The sequence below is a fragment of the Sphingomonas sp. AAP5 genome, assembly GCF_004354345.1.
GTDB lineage: Bacteria > Pseudomonadota > Alphaproteobacteria > Sphingomonadales > Sphingomonadaceae > Sphingomonas > Sphingomonas glacialis.
Window position 1 is genome coordinate 3,229,894 of the sequence record NZ_CP037913.1, and the last position, 20,788, is coordinate 3,250,681.

General features: G+C 67.5%; 17 protein-coding genes. 8 read left to right on the plus strand and 9 right to left on the minus strand.

Translation table 11 applies throughout. The features are described 5' to 3' along the window. Window position 1: 1 nt before the first annotated feature. The gene (locus E2E30_RS14880; protein ID WP_133191066.1) at window positions 2–2,530 is read right to left on the minus strand and encodes a helicase-related protein; all 2,529 of its coding nucleotides are present in this window, start codon (window positions 2,528–2,530) and stop codon (window positions 2–4) included. A 262-nt stretch (window positions 2,531–2,792) separates the two neighbouring features. Between E2E30_RS14880 and E2E30_RS14885 the strand changes: the two genes are divergently transcribed. After that, a complete protein-coding gene (locus tag E2E30_RS14885; protein ID WP_133191068.1) occupies window positions 2,793–4,259 on the plus strand; it encodes a M23 family metallopeptidase in 1,467 nt (488 codons plus the stop codon). A 105-nt stretch (window positions 4,260–4,364) separates the two neighbouring features. Here E2E30_RS14885 and E2E30_RS14890 read toward each other — a convergent pair whose 3' ends face one another. Together E2E30_RS14890 and E2E30_RS14895 are read right to left on the minus strand one after the other, a co-directional pair. Next, window positions 4,365–6,011, minus strand: a complete 1,647-nt coding sequence (locus E2E30_RS14890; protein WP_133191070.1) for an ATP-binding protein — start codon at window positions 6,009–6,011, stop codon at window positions 4,365–4,367. Window positions 6,012–6,117: 106 nt separating this feature from the next. Then, entirely contained in the window at window positions 6,118–6,555 is a 438-nt protein-coding gene (locus E2E30_RS14895) for an MAPEG family protein (RefSeq protein WP_165954539.1), read from the minus strand. 210 nt (window positions 6,556–6,765) lie between these two features. Here E2E30_RS14895 and rpmF point away from each other — a divergent pair, with 210 nt between their 5' ends. From rpmF to E2E30_RS14920, 5 genes are all read left to right on the plus strand, one after another. After that, window positions 6,766–6,945, plus strand: a complete 180-nt coding sequence (rpmF, locus tag E2E30_RS14900) for a 50S ribosomal protein L32 (protein ID WP_010184208.1) — start codon at window positions 6,766–6,768, stop codon at window positions 6,943–6,945. Window positions 6,946–6,986: 41 nt separating this feature from the next. Further along, a complete protein-coding gene (gene plsX, locus E2E30_RS14905) occupies window positions 6,987–8,018 on the plus strand; it encodes a phosphate acyltransferase PlsX (RefSeq protein ID WP_133191072.1) in 1,032 nt (343 codons plus the stop codon). Window positions 8,019–8,026: 8 nt separating this feature from the next. Further along, on the plus strand, window positions 8,027–9,004 hold the full coding sequence (locus tag E2E30_RS14910) for a beta-ketoacyl-ACP synthase III (RefSeq protein WP_133191074.1): 978 nt from the start codon (window positions 8,027–8,029) through the stop codon (window positions 9,002–9,004). Between the two features lie 89 nt (window positions 9,005–9,093). Continuing rightward, window positions 9,094–9,393, plus strand: a complete 300-nt coding sequence (locus E2E30_RS14915; protein WP_133191076.1) for an integration host factor subunit alpha — start codon at window positions 9,094–9,096, stop codon at window positions 9,391–9,393. A gap of 8 nt (window positions 9,394–9,401) precedes the next feature. Next, window positions 9,402–9,818, plus strand: a complete 417-nt coding sequence (locus E2E30_RS14920) for a MerR family transcriptional regulator (protein WP_133191078.1) — start codon at window positions 9,402–9,404, stop codon at window positions 9,816–9,818. Here E2E30_RS14920 and E2E30_RS14925 read toward each other — a convergent pair. After that, entirely contained in the window at window positions 9,815–10,447 is a 633-nt protein-coding gene (locus tag E2E30_RS14925) for a TetR/AcrR family transcriptional regulator (protein WP_133191080.1), read from the minus strand. The genes E2E30_RS14920 and E2E30_RS14925 overlap by 4 nt on opposite strands. A gap of 116 nt (window positions 10,448–10,563) precedes the next feature. Between E2E30_RS14925 and E2E30_RS14930 the strand changes: the two genes are divergently transcribed. Continuing rightward, window positions 10,564–12,915, plus strand: a complete 2,352-nt coding sequence (locus tag E2E30_RS14930) for a TonB-dependent receptor (RefSeq protein ID WP_133191082.1) — start codon at window positions 10,564–10,566, stop codon at window positions 12,913–12,915. Window positions 12,916–12,985: 70 nt separating this feature from the next. Continuing rightward, complete coding sequence (locus tag E2E30_RS14935) at window positions 12,986–14,278, plus strand: spinster family MFS transporter (protein ID WP_206365717.1); 1,293 nt, start codon at window positions 12,986–12,988, stop codon at window positions 14,276–14,278. Here the strand turns inward: E2E30_RS14935 and E2E30_RS14940 are convergent. The 5 genes from E2E30_RS14940 to E2E30_RS14960 all read right to left on the minus strand — a co-directional run bounded on the left by E2E30_RS14940 (window position 14,275) and on the right by E2E30_RS14960 (window position 20,675). Further along, window positions 14,275–15,846, minus strand: a complete 1,572-nt coding sequence (locus E2E30_RS14940; RefSeq protein WP_133191086.1) for a peptide chain release factor 3 — start codon at window positions 15,844–15,846, stop codon at window positions 14,275–14,277. The two genes, E2E30_RS14935 and E2E30_RS14940, sit on opposite strands and share 4 nt — an antisense overlap. A gap of 18 nt (window positions 15,847–15,864) precedes the next feature. Next, window positions 15,865–16,749: an aldose 1-epimerase family protein gene (locus E2E30_RS14945; protein ID WP_133191088.1), complete on the minus strand. Its 885-nt coding sequence runs from the start codon at window positions 16,747–16,749 to the stop codon at window positions 15,865–15,867. Between the two features lie 149 nt (window positions 16,750–16,898). Further along, the gene (gene pheT, locus E2E30_RS14950) at window positions 16,899–19,262 is read right to left on the minus strand and encodes a phenylalanine--tRNA ligase subunit beta (protein ID WP_133191090.1); all 2,364 of its coding nucleotides are present in this window, start codon (window positions 19,260–19,262) and stop codon (window positions 16,899–16,901) included. Then, window positions 19,259–20,344, minus strand: coding sequence for a phenylalanine--tRNA ligase subunit alpha (pheS, locus tag E2E30_RS14955; RefSeq protein WP_133191092.1), 1,086 nt, complete (start codon window positions 20,342–20,344; stop codon window positions 19,259–19,261). Before pheS ends, pheT begins: the two co-directional genes overlap by 4 nt. Then, complete coding sequence (locus tag E2E30_RS14960) at window positions 20,322–20,675, minus strand: GIY-YIG nuclease family protein (RefSeq protein WP_272482934.1); 354 nt, start codon at window positions 20,673–20,675, stop codon at window positions 20,322–20,324. Before E2E30_RS14960 ends, pheS begins: the two co-directional genes overlap by 23 nt. Window positions 20,676–20,788: the final 113 nt, after the last annotated feature.

The window sequence follows — 20,788 nt, forward strand, 5'->3', positions numbered from 1 at the left end:
CTTACCCCGCCTGTCCGCCGAGCGCCGCGAACGCGCCCGCCATCGCCCCTGCCATCGCCGTATCGCGCGGCGGTGGCGCAGGGCGCACCGGCGGGCGGCCGCGCCAGCTCCAGCGCAGCGTGTCGTCGGCGCTCGGCGCAGGGCGGAAGCCGAAGCCCCCCATCAATTGCTCGAGCGTCGCGCGCGTCAGCCCCATCGACAGCGCGAGCGCCGGATCGAGCACGAACGGTTTGCGCCCCTGGCTGCCGCGCGCGTCATGCGCCGCCCGCGCGATGCGTTCGATCAAGTCGATCCGCACCGCCTGCGCGCCGACCGGGCGATAGCCATGCGCCAGCGTCGCGCCCGGCGCGGCACGGTCGAGCACCGTCGCCCCTTCGCGCGGCCCGGCACTCACCGGCTGCGTATTGCGTGCGGCGAGCAGCACCCGCCGCCAGCGCGCCGCGCCGGGCTTGAGCAACCGCGGATCGAACAGGTCGAGCGCACCGATCGTGAACCCCGCCCCGCGAAACGCTTTGCGCGCCACCGGATCGAGCCCGTCGACCGCCACCGCAATATCGGCGCGCGCGACGATCCCGCCATGCGCGACGAGCGCCGCCGCGACCGCGCGCGACGCCGGGCTCGCCGCCGGATCGCGCTGGACGCCGTCGAGCACGACGAGCCCCGGCACGCTCCGCTTGAGCTGCCCGGCGAGCCACAGCTTCAGCCGCGCCTCGATCTTCCCACGCGCCTCGACGCTCAGGCAGTCGAGCGCGCGGTCGAGCAGCACGCGCGGTCGCAGCAGCGTGGGTCCCGGCGCGAGCGTTGCAACCGCGAGCTCCCCCCACAGCAGCGTAGGCACCGCGCCGACCTCGGCGGACAGCGCCAGCACGCTATCCTCAGCTTCGGCCAGCGCCACACCGCGCCGCGCGCGTTCGTCGCCGAGCCGGCGTTCGGCAGCGGCGAGCAACAGCCGTTTGTCGGTCGCGCGCGCATCGGGCGCGACGACGAAGCGGAAGCCGTCGAGCCGGCCGATCGCATGATCCTCGACCATCACTTCGCCCTGCGCGCCGATCGTGACGGGCAGCGCGCGCGGATCGGCGCCGATCTGGCGCATCAGCAGCGTCGTGCGCTTGTCGACGAAGCGCTGCGTGAGACTCAGGTGGAGCGCATCCGAGAGCCGCTCCTCGACCGCGCCCGCGCGTGCCGACCAATGCGCCGGATCGGCCAGCCAGTCGGCGCGATTGGCGATGTACGACCAGCTCCGCGCCGCCGCGATCCGACCCGCCAGCGTCTCGACATCGCCCGCGACATTGTCGAGCCGTGCGATTTCCGCCGCGAACCATTCGTGCGGAATGTACCCGTTGCCCTCGCTCAGATAGCCGAACAGCCGCGCGACGAAGCGCGTATGCGGATCGACCCCGAGCTTGCGGAAATCGGGAACGCCGCACGCCGCCCACAGCCGCGCGACCATCGCCGGCGAGCGACACCGCCCGCGCACGCCGGGCTCCTCCGCCATCCGCTTCAACACCGCGAGATCGGTCGATTGCGGCGCCGCCCACAGCACGCGGTGCGCAGGCCGCTGCTCGAGGCTTTCGATCAGCGCATCGACACTCGCATAATCGGGCTCGCCCTGCCGCCAATAGAGCTGCTCGAGCGGCGGGAAGCGATGCTCCTCGATCGCGAACACTTCCTCGGGCGTGAACGCCCCCGGCCCTTCCTCGACCAGCGCGCCGAAGGTGCCATCGCGCTGGTGCCGCCCGGCGCGCCCGGCGATCTGCGCCATCTCGGCGACGCGCAGCCGGCGCTGGCGATGGCCGTCGAACTTGTTGAGGCTGGCAAAGGCGACATGCGCCACGTCCATGTTGAGCCCCATGCCGATCGCATCGGTCGCGACGAGATAATCGACCTCGCCCGCCTGGAACATCGCGACCTGTGCGTTGCGCGTGCGCGGGCTGAGCGCGCCCATCACCACCGCCGCTCCGCCACGCAAGCGCCGCAGCATCTCGGCGACGGCGTACACTTCCTCGGCGCTGAACGCGACGATCGCCGAGCGCTTGGGCAGCCGGCTGATCTTCTTCGCGCCGGCATAGCTCAGCGTCGAGAAGCGCGGGCGGTTGATGATCTCGATGCCCGGCACCAGCGCCTTGAGCATCGGCCGCAGCGACTCCGAGCCGAGCAGCATCGTCTCCTCACGCCCGCGTGCGCGCAAAATGCGGTCGGTAAAGACGTGGCCGCGCTCGGGATCGGCGCCCAATTGCGCTTCGTCGAGTGCGACGAAGGCAAGATCCTTGTCGAGCGGCATCGATTCGGCGGTACACAGGAACCAGCGCGCGTCCTTCGGGACGATCTTTTCCTCGCCGGTGATCAGCGCGACGCGGTTCTCGCCCTTGAGCTTGACGACGCGGTCATAGACCTCGCGCGCCAGCAGCCGCAGCGGGAAGCCGATCATCCCGCTCGAATGCCCGCACATCCGCTCGACCGCGAGATGGGTCTTGCCGGTGTTGGTCGGTCCGAGCACCGCCGTGACGGCATGTTCTGCGGTACGCTGCATGACGCGTGCAACATCGCGTGCCGGGCACCTAAGTGCAACCACTAGGCAAAAATACGATCTGCAGCGGCCGCGTTAACCACGCTAAAGCGCTGCCCAACACAGCGTTTCTCCATCTCGTCGCAGCGCGGGAACGCATCGGCGTTCCGCGAGCTTTCCAAGGGCGGGGTTAATTTGACTTTAGGGTTTTGGCACCACAGTCATTTGGCTCCATGCTGCGGGGCGGAACGAGCAGCGTGTATCGATTTTTCGGGGGCGCGAATCCTTGTTCTTGCGTAACGATCATGGGCTCGACCAGGCTGGCGGCACCGCCGCCATCTCCTTCGGTCGCGCGCTCGTGCCCAATGCCGAGCGCACCCGCTTCGAAAAACTGCGCGCCGCCGCGCTGCACACCGATTGGGTTCCCGATCTCGGATCGCGGATCGGCTCGCTCGACTGGTGGCGCGGTGCGGCGACCTGCGCCGCTCTGTGCGCCACCGCGATCGCGATCGCCCCGCCGATCACTCGCCCGATCCTGGGCGCGATCCCCGCACCGCTGACTGGCGCCGACCGTGACGAAGCCCGCGCGCAAGCGATCCTGCCGCTCGCGCTCGGCGCGAACAGCGGGCGGCACATGGCGTCGAACGATCTGGTCGTCCCGCTCGCCGAAGCCCCCGAACGCCCGGTCGAGGACCGCACCGCGACCGTCGGCCAAGGCGACAGTTTCGGCGACATGCTCCAGCGCGCCGGCGTATCCGAACGCGATGCGCAAAACGCCGTCGCGCTGATCGCGAGCTCGGTCCCGCTCGGCGATCTGAAACCCGGCACGCAAGTCCCGATGACGCTCGGCCGCCGCCCCAATCGCAGCGTCGCACGCCCGCTCGAGGCGCTCGCCTTGCGCGCCCGCTTCGACGAACAGCTGACGCTCAAGCGCGTCGGCGACCAACTCGTGCTGACCAAGCAATCGATCGCGATCGACACGACCCCGCTGCGCATCCAGGGCCCGGTCGGCAGCAGCCTGTACCGCTCGGCGCGCGCTGCCGGCGTGCCGGTCAAACTGGTCGAGACGTACATCAAGGCGATTGCGAGCAAGTTCGCGATCGGCCGCGTCGGGCGCGACGATTCGTACGACCTGGTGATCGAGCGCAAGCGTGCCGCGACGGGCGAAACGCAGCTCGGCAATCTGCTGTTCGCCGGGCTCGACCACGGCGCCGCCAAGACGCAGCTCGTGCAATGGACCGACGGCACCTGGTACGAAGCGAGCGGCCAGTCCGAGCGGCAGGGCATGTTCACCATGCCGGTATCGATGGCGCGGATCACCTCGAGCTTTGGCATGCGCTTCCACCCGCTGCTCGGCTTCACGCGGATGCACAAGGGCATCGACATCGGCACCGCGTGGGGCACGCCGATCCACGCCCCCGCCGACGGCACGATCACCTATGCCGGGCGCAGCGGCGGGTATGGCAATTTCATCAAGCTGTCGCATGGCGGCGGGATCGAGACGCATTACGGCCATCTCAGCCGCTTCGCGACGCGCCCCGGGCAGCATGTGTCGCGCGGCGAGGTGATCGGCTATTCGGGCAATAGCGGCATGTCGACCGGCCCGCATCTGCACTGGGAAGTGCTGCGCGGCGGCGTCGCGGTCAATCCGCGCGGCTTCTCCTTCTCGAGCGTGGCGACGCTGTCGGGCGAGCAATTGCGCGCGTTCAAGGCGAAGGTCGCCAGCCTGCTCGCGGTCAAGCCGGGCGCGTAAGCCGCGTCACCGGTTCGATCCGGGGTCCGTACGAGCCGCCAGCCGGGCCCTGTAACACCGATCGCCCGCCTGGATGCCGGATCACGCCCGGCATGACGCAGCCGCTTACCGCCCCTGCGCGCGCCAGCGCTTCAAGGTCCGCGCGATGATCTCGCCTTCGCCGCCGGTCTGGCGCCACAATTGCGAGAAGAGCGGATCGTCCGACGCCGGCCGCTTGTCGTCGGCGAGCGAATCGAACGAGACGCGGATCGGGATCGCGACGCCCTCGCCGCAGATGATGCACTCGCGGTTGCGCAAGGCCGGGATCGAATCGAGGAAGCCGCGCGCGCCCTCGGGCATCGCCGCGCGGACGAACGCCTGGTCGCGATCGTTGTTGAGCCGCATCGCGATGATCGTACCGCATTGCGAGAGCACACCCTCGGCCAGATCCGACGGCCGCTGCGTGATCAGCCCGAGCGAGACGCCGTATTTGCGCCCCTCCTTGGCGATTCGCGAGAGGATCCGCCCGACGCTCGACCCATCGCCGTTCCCCGCGGGGATGTAGCGATGCGCTTCCTCGCAGACGAGCAGGATCGGCCGCTGCGGCTCGCCGCGCGACCAGATCGCGAAATCGAACACCATCCGGCTGAGCACCGCGACCACCACCGAGGTGATCTCGCTCGGCACGCCCGACACGTCGATGATCGAAATCGGCTTGCCGTCGCCCGGCAAGCGGAACACGCGTTCGATGAATCCCGCCATCGTATCGGCGACGAGCATGCCGGAGAACATGAAGCCGTAGCGCGGATCGGCCTTGATCTCGTCGATCTTGGTGCGCAGCCGCAGATACGGCGCGGTGTCACCGGCGCGGTCCATCTTGCCCATTTCAAGGCCGATCAGATTGGTCAGGTCGCTCAGCAGATAGGGCACCGGGGCATCGACCGTCAGCTTGCCGATCTCCTGGCCCAGCCGCCCCTTGGCGCGCGCCATCAGCAGGCATTTGGCGAGGATGTCGGCGTCGATCTGCTTCTCCGACCCCGAAGAGGTGACGAACACCTCGCAATGTTCCTCGAAGTTCATCAGCCAATACGGCATTTGCAGATTCGACACGTCGTAGATCGCGCCATTGCCCTTGAACGCCGCGGCATATTCGCCGTGCGGATCGATCATCACGATATGCCCCTGCGGGCTGAGCTCGCAGATGCGGTGGAGGATCAGCGCGGCGCTGGTCGACTTGCCCGTGCCGGTGCTGCCGAGCAGCGCGAAATGCTTGCCGAGCATCGCATCGACATAGAGCGCGGCGCGGATGTCCTTGGTCGGATAGACCGTGCCGATCTCGATATTCGCGCGGTCGTCGGCCGAATAGATCTGTCGCAGGTCGGTGGTCGAGACCGGGTATACCGCGCAGCCCGGAGTCGGATAGCGCGTCACGCCGCGGCGGAACTTGTAGAGCTTGCCGGTGAGCTTCTCCTCGTCGCCCTCGCCGAGGAAGTCGACCGTCGCGGCGATCCGGTCGTCATGCCCGTCGATCAGCTTGAGCGAGCGGATATTGGCGATCAGCCACGTCCCGCCGACGCGCATCTTGATCTGGCTGCCGACCGACCCGGCGGTGGCAATCACCGGATCGGCACTGCCCACCGTCGCGTCGAGCGCCAGCGCATCGAGCATCACCAGGCTGCTCGACCCGGCGATTTCGAACACCATGCCGATACAGGGCGCTGTCGCGGTTACGGCGTTGGGCGCGAAGGCATGTGCGCTCGGCATTTCGGTCATCGTGGTCGGATCCCCCCGGGTGAGGGCACCGCAATGCACGAACATCGGTAAACATCCGGTGAGGATGCTGCTGCGTACATCCCGTACCGCGACGCTAGGCCGCGGCTTACCCCGCTGGCACCGCGCTGACCGCCGGCACGCCGTGCATCGCAGGCGCCACGAAGGGCAGCGTCACGGCGTACCCGCCGAGCCCGAGCAGCAAGGCGAAGGTCACCAGCGTGCCCAGCTCGCGCCCGAGCCGCATCCCATCCATACCGAGCGCATGCGCCACGCGGGCGAGCACGAACAGCACGCTTGCCACCCACAGCCACAGGCTCGTGCCGTTGGTGAATTCGATCAGCGCGATCAGGATGAGTATGAACGGCGCCGATTCGATGAAATTGGCGTGCGCGCGCATCCGCCGAATCAACGCCTCGTTTCCGCCATCGCCGATGCTGACCTTGGTCTGGCGGCGAATCGCCCCGGTGCGCATCGCCAGCCACAGGTTGAGAATCGCCGCGGCGCCGGCGCTTACCAGCGCGATCGGCAAAAGAATTGGTCCCATCGATACCCCCAAAAGTCACTAAACCATCTCGGCGTAGACCCTGGCACCCCATGCACAAGCTTGCAACGCCGTGGGGAATCGCTATAGGCCGCGATCTTCGCGATCTGTCTGGCATCGGTGCCGCTCGCGCGGCCAGCCTCAGGCGTTGGTTGCGTAAGAGCCCGGACCGGGCGTATCGCACCTGTCAGACACGTATAAGGTTTCGCCAAAATGGCCGTCCCCAAAAGAAAAACCACGCCGTCCAAGCGCGGCATGCGTCGCAGCCACGATTCGCTGACGGTTGCGTCGTTCCAGGAATGCCCGAACTGCGGCGAACTGAAGCGCCCGCACAATCTGTGCCCGTCGTGCGGACACTATAACGGCCGCGAGATTCTCTCGGTCGAAGGCTGATTCGACGCATCGCCCGTCTAGTTGAACAGGGAGCGACCAGCGTGACGAACAGCTCCCGGATCGCAATCGATGCGATGGGCGGCGATGAAGGCCTGGCGGTGATGCTCGCCGGCGTTGCGCGTGCGCGCCGCCGGTTCGAGGACATGCGCTTCATTCTCGTCGGTGACGAAAGCGCGATCGCGGCTGGGCTGAAGGATCACCCCAACCTCAGCGCGCATTCCGAGATCGTCCATGCATCCGACGTGATCGGCTCGGCTGAGAAGCCGAGCCAGGCGCTGCGCCGTGCCAAGACCACGTCGATGGGAATCGCGATCGACATGGTCAAGCAGGGCCGTGCCGCCGCGTGCGTGTCGAGTGGCAATACCGGCGCGCTGATGGCGATGTCGAAGCTGTCGCTGCGGATGATCCCCGGGATCGACCGCCCCGCGCTCGCCGGGCTGATGCCCTCGCTCGGTGCCAACGACACCGTCGTGCTCGATCTCGGCGCCAATACCGAGTGCGATTCGCGCAATCTCATCCAGTTCGCGGTGATGGGCGCGGCGTACGCCCGCACCACGCTCGACCTCGCACGCCCACGCGTCGCGCTGCTCAACATCGGCAGCGAGGACCAGAAGGGGACAGAGACGATTCGCGACGCCGCGACCGCCTTGCGCGCCGCGACGCACCTCCCGCTTGATTTCACCGGCTTTATCGAGGGCGACAAGCTCTCGCGCGGTGATGTCGACGTGATCGTGTGCGACGGTTTCTCGGGCAATATCGCACTCAAGACCGCCGAGGGGACCGCGCGCTTCGTCGCCGATCTGCTCAAGCGCGCGTTCCGTTCGTCGACACGCTCGAAGATCGGTTTCCTGATTTCGCGCCCGGCGACCGAATTGCTGCGCCATCATCTCGACCCGAACAACCATAATGGTGCCGTGTTTCTCGGGCTCAATGGGTTGGTGGTAAAGAGCCATGGCGGCGCCAACGAGATCGGCGTGTGCACCGCGATCGCGGCGGCCGCGAAGATGGTACGCGACGATCTGACCCGGCGCATCGCCGAGGATCTAGGCGATTTCGAGAAAAAGGCAGCGTAATGCCCCCTATGTCAGTGCGTAGCGTCATCATCGGGACCGGATCGGCGCTGCCAGCGCGCCGCGTCTCCAATGCCGAACTGGCCGAAACCGTCGATACCTCGGACGAATGGATCGTCGAGCGCACCGGCATCCGCTTCCGCCACATCGCCGGACCTGACGAGACGACGGCAACGCTCGCCGCCGACGCGTGCCGCGCGGCGCTCGGCGCGGCCGGGATTTCGGCACACGAGATCGACCTGATCGTGCTCGCGACCGCGACCCCCGACCAGACCTTCCCGTCGAGCGCCACCAAGGTGCAGGCGATGCTCGGGATCGACGATTGCGTCGCCTTCGACGTGGCGGCGGTCTGCTCGGGCTTCCTTTACGCGCTCCAGGTCGCCGACAGCATGCTGCGCAGCGGCGCCGCCAAGCGCGCGCTGGTGATCGGCGCGGAAACCTTCAGCCGGATCCTCGACTGGGAAGACCGCGCGACGTGCGTACTGTTCGGCGATGGCGCCGGCGCGGTGGTGCTCGAGGCGCAGGAAAATGGCGACACCGGGAACGAAGGGCGCGGCATCCTCGCGATGCGGCTGCACGCCGATGGCCGCCACAACGAGATGCTCTATGTCGATGGCGGTCCCTCCACGACGGGAACGGTCGGCAAGGTCCGGATGAAGGGCCGCGAGGTGTTCCGCCACGCCGTCGTCAACCTCGCCTCGGTCATGACCGAGACGCTCGAGCGCGCCGGGCTGACCGCCGCCGACGTCGATTGGGTCGTGCCGCATCAGGCCAATGCGCGCATCCTCGACGCTACGGCACGCAAGCTTCATCTCGCGCCGGAGAAGGTCATCGTGACGGTCGATCAGCATGCCAACACTTCGGCAGCGTCCGTACCGCTCGCGCTCGACACCGCAGTCAAGGACGGACGAATTGCGCAAGGTGACGTGATCGTCCTCGAGGCGATGGGCGGCGGTTTTACCTGGGGGGCAGCGGTCGTTCGGTTCTGATAATTGTTAAACATCGGGGGCAAAGACCTTTTCCCACCTGCTTTGTTATGATAGCGTAAGGGTCTTGGTGTTTTTGTGGGAACGTTTCGATGGAAGCTGCGGGAACCTTGACGCGCGCCGATCTGGCCGAAGCACTGCATCACAATGTCGGCCTCTCGCGTACCGATTCATCGAAAATGGTCGAGCAGATCCTGCATCACATGTGCAGCGCGCTCGCCCAGGGCGACAATGTCAAGATTTCGGGCTTCGGCACCTTCGTGCTGCGCGACAAGGGTGAACGCATCGGCCGCAACCCCAAGACGGGCATCGAAGTGCCGATCGCGCCGCGCCGCGTGCTGACCTTCCGCGCCAGCCAGATGATGCGCGACCGCATCGTCGAAGCCGACTGATCCATCGCATGACGGTGCCGCCCGTGCGGGCCGGGAAACAGGCGACTGGAGAGAAGGTGTCGGGCGAAAAGGCGTCCGGCGACAAGGCCGCAGGTGCCTATCGCACGATCGGCGAGCTCGCGCGCGATACCGGGCTGCCGCAGCATATCCTGCGCTATTGGGAAACGCGCTTTCCGCAATTGCGCCCGCTCCAGCGCGCGGGCAACCGCCGCTATTATCGCCCGGAGGATGTCGCGCTCGTCGAGCGGATCGCGACGATGCTCAACCGCGACGGCTACACCATCCGCGGCGTGCAACAAGCGCTCGCAGGTGGGCGCAAGACCGCCGAAGCCGTACCCGACAGCCCCGCGAGCGCAACGGGCGATGCGGTCCGCGCGGTCCGCGATTCGCTTGCGGCAGCGCTCGTCGCGGATAGCGCGCGCTAGGGCGCGAGCCCGCGCGCGAGCATCTCGGCAACCGTATCGGCGATCGTGTCGAGCGTCAGATCCTCCTCCCACACGCCGTAGCGCAGGCCGAGGAACACGTTCATCCCCATGATCGCCCAGGCATGGACCTCGGACACGTCGCTACGGATCTCGCCGCGCTCCGCGCCCGCCTTGAGCCGTGCCGCGATCCGCTCGGCGGTCGTCGCATAATGCAGCTTGAACGACGCCGGATCGACGAACTCGGCCTCGTCGATGATCCGGTAGATCTCCTTGTGCCCGCGCACGAACGCGACGAACTCGCGTAAGCCAGCGCGCTCGGCCGCAATCTGGTCGGGCGCGGCGCGAATCGCGGGCGCGACTCGGTCGCGTACTTGATCCGACATGTCGCGCACCAGCGCACGGAACACCGCGTCCTTCGAATCGAAATAGGTGTAGAAACTCCCGAGCGCGACGCCCGCGCGGCGCGTGATCCCGCTCACCGATGCGTCGTGAAACCCGCGCTCGCCGAATTCGACCGCCGCCGCGTCGAGGATCGCGCGCAGCGTCTTGCGCCCGCGTTCGGTACGCGGCGCCTTGCCTTCACTTGCGGCTGATGGGCTGGTCGCCGGAGCGACGGGTGCGTCCGCCATGGTGCCTGTCATTTCTCAAGTTGAAACCCGGTTCAGGTTTCAGTATAGCCTTCCCAACGCGCGCACAACCCGGACGATATCGGGCCATCTGGATGCGCCGCAGGAGGGGATGATTGATGACACGCCTGAAGTCCGTGCGCGCCTTGCTCTTTGCCGGCGCCGCTCTCGCGGGATCGACCGCCCTCCCCGCCACCGCCCAGACCGCGCCTGCATCTGCCCCCGCCGCCGAGCCGCAGGCTGACGAGACCGCGTCGGGCGAGATCGTCGTCACCGCGCGCCGCCGCGAGGAGACGCTGCTCAACGTGCCGATCGCAGTCACCGCTTTCTCCGCCGACCGGCTCGAGAAGACCGGCGCGGTCGATCTCACCGACATCCAGAACGTCACGCCCAATACCACGCTGAAAAACGCGCGCGGCACCAACTCGACGCTCGCCGCCTTCATCCGCGGCGTCGGCCAGCAGGATCCCGTCCCCGGCTTCGAGGCGGGCATCGGCATCTATCTCGACGACGTCTATCTCAACCGCCCGCAGGCGGCGGTGCTCGACATCTATGACGTCGAGCGGATCGAAGTGCTGCGCGGCCCGCAGGGCACACTCTACGGCCGCAACACGATCGGCGGCGCGGTGAAATACGTCACCAAGCGCTTGCCCGACAGCCCCGAGGCGAGCCTCAAGGCGAGCTACGGCTCGTACAACCAGGCCGACGGCATCGTCAGCCTGTCGACCCCGATCGGTTCGCTGTTCAAGGTCGGCGTGGCCGGCGCGCGGCTGACGCGCGACGGGTTCGGGCGCAACACCAACCTCGGCATCGACAATTACAACAAGAACCTCTGGGCGGGCCGCGGCACGATCGAATTCGAATCGCCCGACAGCCGGATGAGCCTGCGCCTGACCGGCGACTATACCGAGGACAAGTCGAACGCGCGCAACGGCTCGCGCCTCATCACCAGCCTGCTGACCAACACGCCCATCCAGTCGAACCCGTTCGACACCCGCGCCGGGCTCAACACGCCAAAACAGAACATCCAGGCGGGCGGCCTGTCGATGGTCGCGACCGGCGAACTGAGCGATCATCTCACGATCAAGAGCATCAGCGCGTTCCGCAAGGATCGTTCGTTCACCCCGATCGATTTCGACGCGCTCCCCGCGGTCGATGTCGACGTGCCCGCGGTCTATCGCAACGAGCAGACCAGCCAGGAATTCCAGCTGGCCTACAAGAGCGACACGCTCAACGGGCTGATCGGCTATTACTATCTCGGCGCGAAGGCCTCGACCGGGTTCGACGTGCTGCTCTCGACGACGCTCGCCAATTTCGACGCCTATACCGCGGGCGACGTGCGGACCGAGACGCACTCGATCTTCGGGGACTTCACTTATGATTTCACGCCCAAGCTCAGCCTGTCGCTCGGCGGGCGCTATACCTGGGACGAGCGTCGGTCGTTCATCTTCAAGGCGAGCTATTTCGGCCTGACCTCGGAATTCGGCGGCAATCCGACGATCGTCGGCGCGCCGTCGACCAATTTCAACGGCACCGCCAAGTTCAAGCGCTTCACCCCGCGCGCCTCGCTCAGCTTCAAGCCGAGCGCCGATCACTTGCTCTATGCGTCCTATTCGGAAGGCTTCAAGGGCGGCGGGTTCGATCCGCGCGGCTCGGGCACCTCGGCACCCGACGTCAACCAGGACGGCGTGCGCAGCTACCAGGAAATCTACAACTACCTGCTGTTCAAGCCCGAGGTGGTGAAGAGCTACGAGATCGGCTGGAAGGGCTCGGTGTTCGACAAGCGCCTGACCTTCGCGCTCGACGGCTTCTATTCGAACTACAGCAACGTCCAGGTGCCGGGCTCGGTCGGCTGCATCATCGGCGGGGTGCAGTCGTTCTGCGGCATCACCACCAACGCCGCCAAGGCGACGATCAAGGGTGTCGAGCTCGAATCGAACGCCGTGCTCGCGCGCGATTTCGCCGGCGCCGGATCGAACGTCTCGCTCGCCGGAACGCTCGGGTATATCGACGCCAAATACGATCGTTTCATCGGGCCGACCGGCACCGACGTCGCCAATGTCCGCGTCTTCCAGAACACCCCCGACTGGACCGCGTCGGGTACGCTGTCGGCCAACATCCCGACCGGCCCGGGCCGCATCAACGCCTCGACCACGCTGTCGTATCGCAGCCTGACGCACCAGTTCGAGACCGCGAGCCCGTTCCTCGACCAGCCGGGCTATGCGCTGTGGGACGCGAACCTGACCTACACCTTCGGCAAGGGGCGCTATTCGATCGGCGTCCACGCCAAGAACATCACCGACAAGCATTACAAGACGTCGGGCTACCAATATATCAGCTCGACGCTCGCCGGGGTGCCGACCCTCAACGCTGCCGGGCGCTATACGCCGACGCTCGGCAAGGAAGGCATCGCCACCGCCTTCTACGGCAATCCGCGGCAAGTGTTCGGCACGATCACCGCGCGCTTCTGACCGCCAGACTATCCCGCACCGGCCGCTTGCGTTGCGCACGCGGCCGGTGCGATGATTCGGGGATATGACCATGACCGCCGCGCCCGCCCCCCCTTCCCCGGGCCCTTCCTCGGGCCCTGCCTCGCCTGCCCGGGCGCGCCTCGTCCTCGCGATGTTGCTCGTGGTCTACACGTTCAACTTCCTCGACCGCCAGATCCTCAGCATCCTGGCGACGCCGATCAAGGCCGACCTGCATCTGAGCGACGCGCAGTTCGGCGCGGTCGGCGGGCTCGCCTTCGCGATCCTCTATTCGGTGCTCGGCGTCCCCCTCGCCTTCCTTGCAGACCGTACCAGCCGCAGCGGCGTGGTGATGTGGTCGCTGATCGTGTGGAGCGGCTTCACCGCTTTGTGCGGGACGGCGACCGGCTATTGGCAACTGTTCTTCTACCGGCTCGGCGTCGGGGTCGGCGAGGCGGGCGGGGTCGCGCCGTCTTATGCGCTGATCTCCGATTATTTCCCGCCCGAACGCCGCGCGCGTGCGCTCGCGGTCTATTCGCTCGGCATTCCGATCGGGCTTGCGGGCGGGGTGCTGCTCGGCGGCTATATCGCCGCGCTGGTCAATTGGCAGACCGCGTTCATCGCGGTCGGCGTGGCAGGGATCGTGATCGCGCCGCTGTTCCGCTGGCTGGTGCGCGACGTGCCGCGGCCCGTGGTGAGCGCGCAGGATGCGGTGCCGGTCAGCGCGGTGTTCGGGGTCCTCGCGCGCAAACCCGCCTTCTGGCTGCTCGCCTTCGGGGCGTCGTTCAGCTCGCTGTGCGGCTATGGCCTCGCGCTGTGGGCGCCCTCGGTGCTGATTCGCAGCTTCCATTTCAGCCTGATCGAGACGGGGCAATTCATGGGATCGCTGCTGCTGATCGGCGGTGTCGGCGGCGTCTTCGCGGGCGGCTGGCTCGCCGACCGGCTCGGGCGGAGCGACCGCGGCTGGTATGCGAGGCTCCCCGCGATCGCCTGGGCGATCACCGCGCCGATGTACGCGCTCGGTCTGCTCGCGCCCAATCCGTGGGTGGCGTGGCCGCTGCTGCTGATTCCCAACGCGCTCAACATCCTGTGGCTCGGGCCCGTTGCGACGGCGGTCCAGCACCTCGTGCCGCCACCGATGCGCGCGACCGCGTCGGGCAGCTTCCTGTTCATCAACAATCTGATCGGGCTCGGCGTCGGGCCGATCCTGATGGGCGGCCTGTCGGATCACCTCAAGGCCACGAGCGGCGTCGAATCGCTGCGCTACGCCGCGGTCGGCTGCCTCGGCTTCTACGTCCTGGCGGCTGCCATCGTCCTCTTCGCGGTCCCGTCGCTGCGCCGCGACTGGGTCGACGAGCGCGCTTAACGCTCGCGCGTCGCCGCGAATTTCACCTTGGGGTAGCGGTCGGCGACATAGCCGACGTCCCACGCCGTCTTCGCGAGATAGACCGGATTGTTGTCGCGATCCTTCGCCATCGCCGTACGGTTGAGGTCCATGAACGCCTTGAGGTCGGCCGGATCCGCCGCCGAAACCCAGCGCGCGGTGTCGTACGGCGCCATCTCGAGCCCCGCATCGACCTTGTATTCCGCCTCGAGCCGGCTGAGCAGCACCTCGAGCTGGAGCTGCCCAACCACGCCGATGATCCAGTTCGACCCGATCTCGGGATAGAAGACCTGCGTCACCCCTTCCTCGGCCATGTCGTCGAGCGCCTTGCGCAACTGCTTGGTCTTGGTCGGATCCTTCAGCGCGACGCGCCGCAGGATTTCGGGTGCGAAATTGGGCAGCCCGGTGAAGCGCACGTCGGCGCGCTCGGACAGCGTATCGCCCACGCGCAGCGTCCCGTGGTTGGGAATGCCGATGATGTCGCCCGGAAACGCCTCGTCGGCGAGCTCGCGTTCACGCGCGAAGAACAGGATCGGCGAGTGGATCGCGATCGGCTTGCCATGCCCCGTCGGCGTCAGCTTCATGCCGCGCTTGAAGGTGCCCGAGCACAACCGCATGAACGCGATGCGATCGCGGTGGTTGGGGTCCATATTGGCCTGGACCTTGAACACGAAGCCAGTGACGTCGGCGCGTTCGGGCAAAACCTCGGCGGGCTCGGCCGGCTGCGGGCGCGGCCCCGGCGCGTGGCGGCCGAGCGCGTCGATCAGCTCGGCAACGCCGAATTCCTTGAGCGCCGATCCGAAATAGACCGGCGTCTGGTCGCCGCCGCGATACGCTTCGACATCGAACGCGCCATAGCCGCCAAGCGCGAGCTCGGATTCGTCCTGGAGCAATTTGAGGCCCGCCGGGCTCAGCGTCTTGGCGAGCGCCGGATCGTCGAGTCCGGTGAAGCTCAAGGCCTTGCCCATGAACTCACGGCTCGGCCCCTCGGGCTGGCTGAGGCTGTTGGCGTGGAGATCGTACACCCCCTCGAAATCGCTGCCCATCCCGACCGGCCAGCTCATCGGCGTGACGTCCAATTGGAGCATCTCGGCAATCTCGTCGAGCAGGTCGAACGGCGGGCGACCCTCGCGGTCGACCTTGTTGACGAAGGTGATGATCGGCACCGAGCGCAGCCGGCACACTTCGAACAGTTTGCGCGTCTGCGCCTCGATGCCGCGCGCGGCGTCGATCACCATCACCGCCGAATCGACCGCGGTCAGCGTGCGGTAGGTGTCCTCCGAAAAGTCCTCGTGACCCGGCGTATCGAGCAGGTTGAAGGTCAGGCCGTTCCGCTCGAAGGTCATCACCGACGAGGTGACCGAGATGCCGCGCTGCTGCTCGATCTTCATCCAGTCCGAGCGCGCACGGCGGTTCTGGCCGCGCGCTTTGACCTCGCCGGCGAGATGGATCGCGCCGCCGAACAGCAGCAGCTTTTCGGTCAGCGTGGTCTTGCCGGCGTCGGGGTGGGAGATGATCGCGAAGGTGCGGCGGTCGGACGTGTGATTCATCTGCGCGGCGATAGCGCTTTACGGCTCCAGCGTCACGTGCATCGCGATGGTCTTCGTTTCGCCGGGTGCGAGCGCAAACACGCCGGGCTTGGCGGTGAAATCGCCGGTGAAGTCCGCGGGGTCGGCAATGCCGTGCCACGGCTCGATGCAGACGTACGCCGCGCCGGGCTTGGTCCAGATGCCGAGCATCGGCGTGTCGGGGAAATCGACGCGCAACTGCGGGCCGGTCTCGGCGCCATAGCGCACGCTCTGCGACCGCACCGCGTCCCAGATCAGCGCGTCGTGCTCGAACAGGGCATCGCGCAGCGCGAGCGTGCGCCCCTCGAGCGGCGTGGGCCGCTCCTGCGCGACGATCAGCCCGCCGGGGGTGAGCGCACGCAGCGCCTCGGGCTCATCGGCGGCGAAGACGATGCGGTGGTCGGCGCGCGGGGCGCCGTACGGCAGCGGCCACGCGAACGCCGGGTGGAAGCCGAAGCTTGCCGGCAGCGTGCGCTCGCGCTCGCGATTCTCGATTTCGGCGGTGATCGCGAGCGTGGCGCCCTCGATCGCGTAGGTCAGCCGCAGCGCGAACTTGCGCGGATACACCGCAAGCGTCTCGGCGCTGTCCTCGAGCAGGAACACCACGCGAGTCGCGCTGTGCTCGACCACCGCGAAGCTGCTCCGGCGGGCGAAGCCGTGCTTGCCGAGCGTGTAGCTCTCGCCATCGAGCCGCAGCGTGTCGCCGTTGAGCGCGCCGACGATCGGGAACAGGATCGGCGCATGGCCGGTCCAGAACGCCGGGTTGGCGTCGGTCATCAGCTCGCGGCCGTCGGCGTCGCGCAGATGCGTGAGCTCGGCGCCGTATGGGTTGATCGCGGCGGTGAGGTCGGCCGAGCCGATTTCGATCAGGGCAGCTTCAGGCATCGACAGCATCCTTGATGAGACAGGAGATAAACCCTGACCGTCACCCCGGGCTCGTCCCGGGGTCTACCGTGCCGCGAACGCAGCAGCCCGAAGCACTCGGACGACGGTGGACCCCGGCACAAGGCCGGGGTGACGGTCGGTAGTCGGAATCAGCCGCGCAAACTTGCCCCCAGCTTCGCCGCGGCAGCCACCACCTTGTCGGCGATCGCCTTGAGATCGGCCTCGGCAAAGCTCTTCTCGCCCGGTTGAAGCGTCACTTCGACACCGAGGCTCTTATGCCCCGGCTCGACGCCCGCGCCGGTGAACACGTCGAACAGCCGCGCCGCGACGATGCTCGCCTTGTCCGCACCCTTGACCGCACGCACCAGCGCATCGGCAGCAAGCGCCTCGGGGACGAGGAAAGCGAAGTCGCGCCGCACCGCCTGCAACGCCGGCGGCGCATACGCCGCCCGCGCGAAGCCGCTCGACCGCTTGGCCGGGAGCGCATCGAGATACAGCTCGACCGCCGCGACCGGCACGTCGAGATCGAACGCCCGCAAGGTCAACGGATGGACCATGCCAAACGCCGCAAGCACCGTCTTCGGCCCGAGCCGCAGCGTGCCCGACTGCCCCGGATGCCACGCCGCGCCCGCATCCCCCATCACCTGCAGATTCTCGACCGGCGCGCCGATCGCGGCGAGCAGCGCGAGCGCCTCGGCCTTGGCGTCGAACGCGTCGAACGGCTTCGCCTTGCCCTCCTGCCAGCCGCGCGCGCGGTTCTCGCCCGCAAGCACGACGCCGAGCGTCGGATGCTCGCCACCCGCCAAATAGCGCCGCCCGATCTCGAACAGCCGCACGCCCGCAGCACCGCGCTTCATGTTGCGCTCGGCCGCCGAGAACAGGCCGGGCAGCAGCGAGGGGCGCATGACCTTAAGTTCCTCGCTGATCGGGTTGGCGAGCGTCCAGGCGCCGCCACCGATCGCGGTCGCCTGCGCGTCCGACAGGAAGCTCCACGTCAGCGTCTCGTTGAGCCCACGGGCAGCGGCAGCGCGACGCGCGCGACTTTCGAGGCGCTGCTCGGGGGTGGCGGTCGGCTTGGCGACGCCCGCCGCGCGCGGCAGCGGCACGGGGGCGACCGAGTCGATCCCCTCGATGCGGATGATTTCCTCGACCAGATCGGCGGGGCCATCGACGTCGCGCCGCGCTGGCGGCGGCAACACGGTCCAGTCAGCCTCGACCGTGAAGCCAAGCGCGGTGAGGATCGCACGCTGGCGATCCTCGGCAACCGCGAGGCCACCGAGCGTTTCCGCCAACGCCGGATCATAAGCGATCCGCTTGCGCTCGAGCGGCGGCGCACCCGAATAGGTCGGCGCGCTGGCGCTGCCGCCGCACAGATCGAGCACCAGCCGCGTCGCGATCGCGAGGCCTTCTTCGAGGAATGCCGGATCGACGCCGCGCTCGAAGCGCGAGCGCGCGTCGGAGGTCAGCATCAGCGCCTGGCCGGTGCGCGCGATGCTCTCGGGGTAGAAATAGGCGCATTCGATGATGACGTCGGTGGTCTCGGCCGAGACGCCCGAATCCTCGCCGCCCATGATGCCGCCGATGTCGTGGACATGCGCCGCGTCGGCGATCACCGTCATCGTCTCGGCAAGGCTGTAGGTCTTGCCGTTGAGTGCGACGACCTGCTCGCCCGCCGCCGCCTTGCGCGCGACGAGCCCGCCCGAGAGCTTGGCGCGGTCATAGACGTGGAGCGGCCGCCCGAGGTCGAACATCACGTAATTGGTGATGTCGACCAGCGTCGAGATCGGCCGCTGGCCGATCGCGGTGAGGCGGCGGCGCATCCACTCGGGCGCCTCGCCATTGGTGAGGCCGCTGACGCCCTGCGCGAAGAAGGCGGGGCAGCCGTCAGCATCGTCGGTGCGCACGTCGGGGCCCTCGCCCACGCCCTCGACCGGGGCATAGGCCAACGGCTTGGCCGTCCCCAACCCGGCGACGACCAGATCGAGCGCGATCCCGCGCACGCTCATGCAATCGGGGCGGTTGGGGAGCACGTTGATGTCGATCACCGGGTCGTTCAGCCCGGCATAATCGGGATAGGCCATCCCGATCGGCGCATCGGCGGGCAGCTCGATGATGCCGTCATGGTCCTCGCCCAGCTCGAGCTCGCGCGTCGAGCACATCATGCCGTTCGACTCGACCCCGCGGATCGCCGCGACCTTGAGCACCATGCCGTTCGACGGCACCGTCGCACCGGGCGCGCCGAACACGCCGACGAGCCCCGCGCGCGCGTTGGGCGCGCCGCACACGACCTGGAGCGGGCCATCGCCGGCGTCGACCGAGAGCACCTGCAACTTGTCCGCCTGCGGATGTGGCGCGGCGCTCAGCACCTTGGCCACCCTGAACGCGGCGAGCGTGGCGCCCGGATTCTCGACGCCTTCGACCTCGAGGCCGATCCGCGTCAGCGTCTCGACGATCGTGTCGAGCGACGCGTCGGTGTCGATATGCTGCTTGAGCCAGTCGAGGGTGACCTTCATGCGCCGACTCCCTGGCTCAGCGTGGGCACGTCGAGTGCCGAGAAACCATAATGCTTCAACCAGCGCGCATCGCCCTCGAAGAAGGGACGCAGATCGTCCATCCCGTATTTGAGCATCGCCAGCCGATCGACCCCGACCCCGAAGGCGAAGCCCTGCCACTCCTTGGGGTCGAGCCCGCACGCCTCGATCACCTTGGGATGCACCATCCCGCTGCCGAGCAGCTCCATCCAGCCCTCCGACCCGCCGAGCGTGCGGCGACCCTTGACGGTGGTGTACCCGACATCGACTTCGGCCGACGGCTCGGTGAACGGGAAGTAGCTCGGGCGCAGGCGGAGCACGATGTCGTCACGCTCGAAGAACGCCTTGAGGAACGTCTCGAGCGTCCATTTGAGATGGCCGAGCGTGATGCCCTTGTCGATCACCAGCCCCTCGATCTGGTGGAACATCGGCGTGTGCGTCGCGTCCCAGTCCGAGCGATAGACGCGGCCCGGCGCGATGATCCGGATCGGCGGTTCCTGCGACATCATCGTGCGGATCTGCACCGGCGAGGTATGCGTGCGCAGCACCTTCGCCTCTTCGCCCTCACCCGCCTGCAGGTAGAAAGTGTCGTGCATCGCGCGCGCGGGATGGCTCTCGGGCATGTTGAGCGCGGTGAAATTATGCCACTGATCCTCGATCTCAGGCCCGGTCGCGACGGCGAAGCCCAGATCGGCGAAGATCTCGGCGAGCTCGTCCATCACCTGGCTGACCGGATGGACCGAACCATGCGGCGCGGCATCGGCGGGGAGCGTCATGTCGAGTGTTTCGCTGGCGAGCCGCGCGTCGAGCTCGGCGCGGTCGAGCGCAGCCTTGCGCGTCGCGATCGCGGTCGTGACCGCCTCGCGCAGCCCCTGGATACGCGGCCCCTGCACCTGCCGTTCGTCGGGCGACATGCCGCCGAGCGTTTTCAGGAGCGCAGTGACGCTGCCCTGCTTGCCGAGCAATCCGACGCGCAAGGCTTCGAGTTCGGTCGCATTCGCGTGGCCGATCGCCGGCAGCGAGGCTTCGATAGAGGCGAGGTCAGCCAAGAGTTTCTCCGTCATTCCCGCGCAGGCGGGAATCCATTAGCGCGACCGTGGCCGGCAGGCCCAGTCCGATCGCAAGGTCCGTCCAGTCGGGATTGTCCTGCTCGATTAGATTGAGCTTCCAGTCCCGATTCCACTTCTTGAGCTGCTTCTCGCGCGAGATCGCCGCTTCCATCGTATCGGCCATCTCGAAATGGACCAGCCGGACGACGCCGTAGCGGGAGGTGAAGCCCTTGATCAACCCTGCGCGGTGTTGCTGCAGCCGGCCGATCAAGTTGGAGGTAACGCCGATGTACAGCGTGCCGCACCGGCCGCTGGCCATGATGTAGACGCACGGCTGCTTTTCCACGTCCCGCTCCCCCATTTCCGTCATTCCCGCGAAGGCGGGAACCCAATGCCCCAACGATAGCACGTTTGCGCTGGCGCTCGACCTTATGGATCCCCGCCTGCGCGGGGATGACG

What these genes read in the sequence shown, in the direction of transcription:
- E2E30_RS14880 (WP_133191066.1), bottom strand. Translation starts at nt 2,530, where the DNA reads ATGCAGCGTACCGCAGAACATGCCGTCACGGCGGTGCTCGGACCGACC.
- E2E30_RS14890 (WP_133191070.1), bottom strand. Translation starts at nt 6,011, where the DNA reads ATGACCGAAATGCCGAGCGCACATGCCTTCGCGCCCAACGCCGTAACC.
- E2E30_RS14895 (WP_165954539.1), bottom strand. Translation starts at nt 6,555, where the DNA reads ATGGGACCAATTCTTTTGCCGATCGCGCTGGTAAGCGCCGGCGCCGCG.
- rpmF (WP_010184208.1), top strand. Translation starts at nt 6,766, where the DNA reads ATGGCCGTCCCCAAAAGAAAAACCACGCCGTCCAAGCGCGGCATGCGT.
- E2E30_RS14910 (WP_133191074.1), top strand. Translation starts at nt 8,027, where the DNA reads ATGTCAGTGCGTAGCGTCATCATCGGGACCGGATCGGCGCTGCCAGCG.
- E2E30_RS14915 (WP_133191076.1), top strand. Translation starts at nt 9,094, where the DNA reads ATGGAAGCTGCGGGAACCTTGACGCGCGCCGATCTGGCCGAAGCACTG.
- E2E30_RS14920 (WP_133191078.1), top strand. Translation starts at nt 9,402, where the DNA reads ATGACGGTGCCGCCCGTGCGGGCCGGGAAACAGGCGACTGGAGAGAAG.
- E2E30_RS14925 (WP_133191080.1), bottom strand. Translation starts at nt 10,447, where the DNA reads ATGGCGGACGCACCCGTCGCTCCGGCGACCAGCCCATCAGCCGCAAGT.
- E2E30_RS14930 (WP_133191082.1), top strand. Translation starts at nt 10,564, where the DNA reads ATGACACGCCTGAAGTCCGTGCGCGCCTTGCTCTTTGCCGGCGCCGCT.
- E2E30_RS14935 (WP_206365717.1), top strand. Translation starts at nt 12,986, where the DNA reads ATGACCGCCGCGCCCGCCCCCCCTTCCCCGGGCCCTTCCTCGGGCCCT.
- E2E30_RS14940 (WP_133191086.1), bottom strand. Translation starts at nt 15,846, where the DNA reads ATGAATCACACGTCCGACCGCCGCACCTTCGCGATCATCTCCCACCCC.
- E2E30_RS14945 (WP_133191088.1), bottom strand. Translation starts at nt 16,749, where the DNA reads ATGCCTGAAGCTGCCCTGATCGAAATCGGCTCGGCCGACCTCACCGCC.
- pheT (WP_133191090.1), bottom strand. Translation starts at nt 19,262, where the DNA reads ATGAAGGTCACCCTCGACTGGCTCAAGCAGCATATCGACACCGACGCG.
- pheS (WP_133191092.1), bottom strand. Translation starts at nt 20,344, where the DNA reads ATGACGGAGAAACTCTTGGCTGACCTCGCCTCTATCGAAGCCTCGCTG.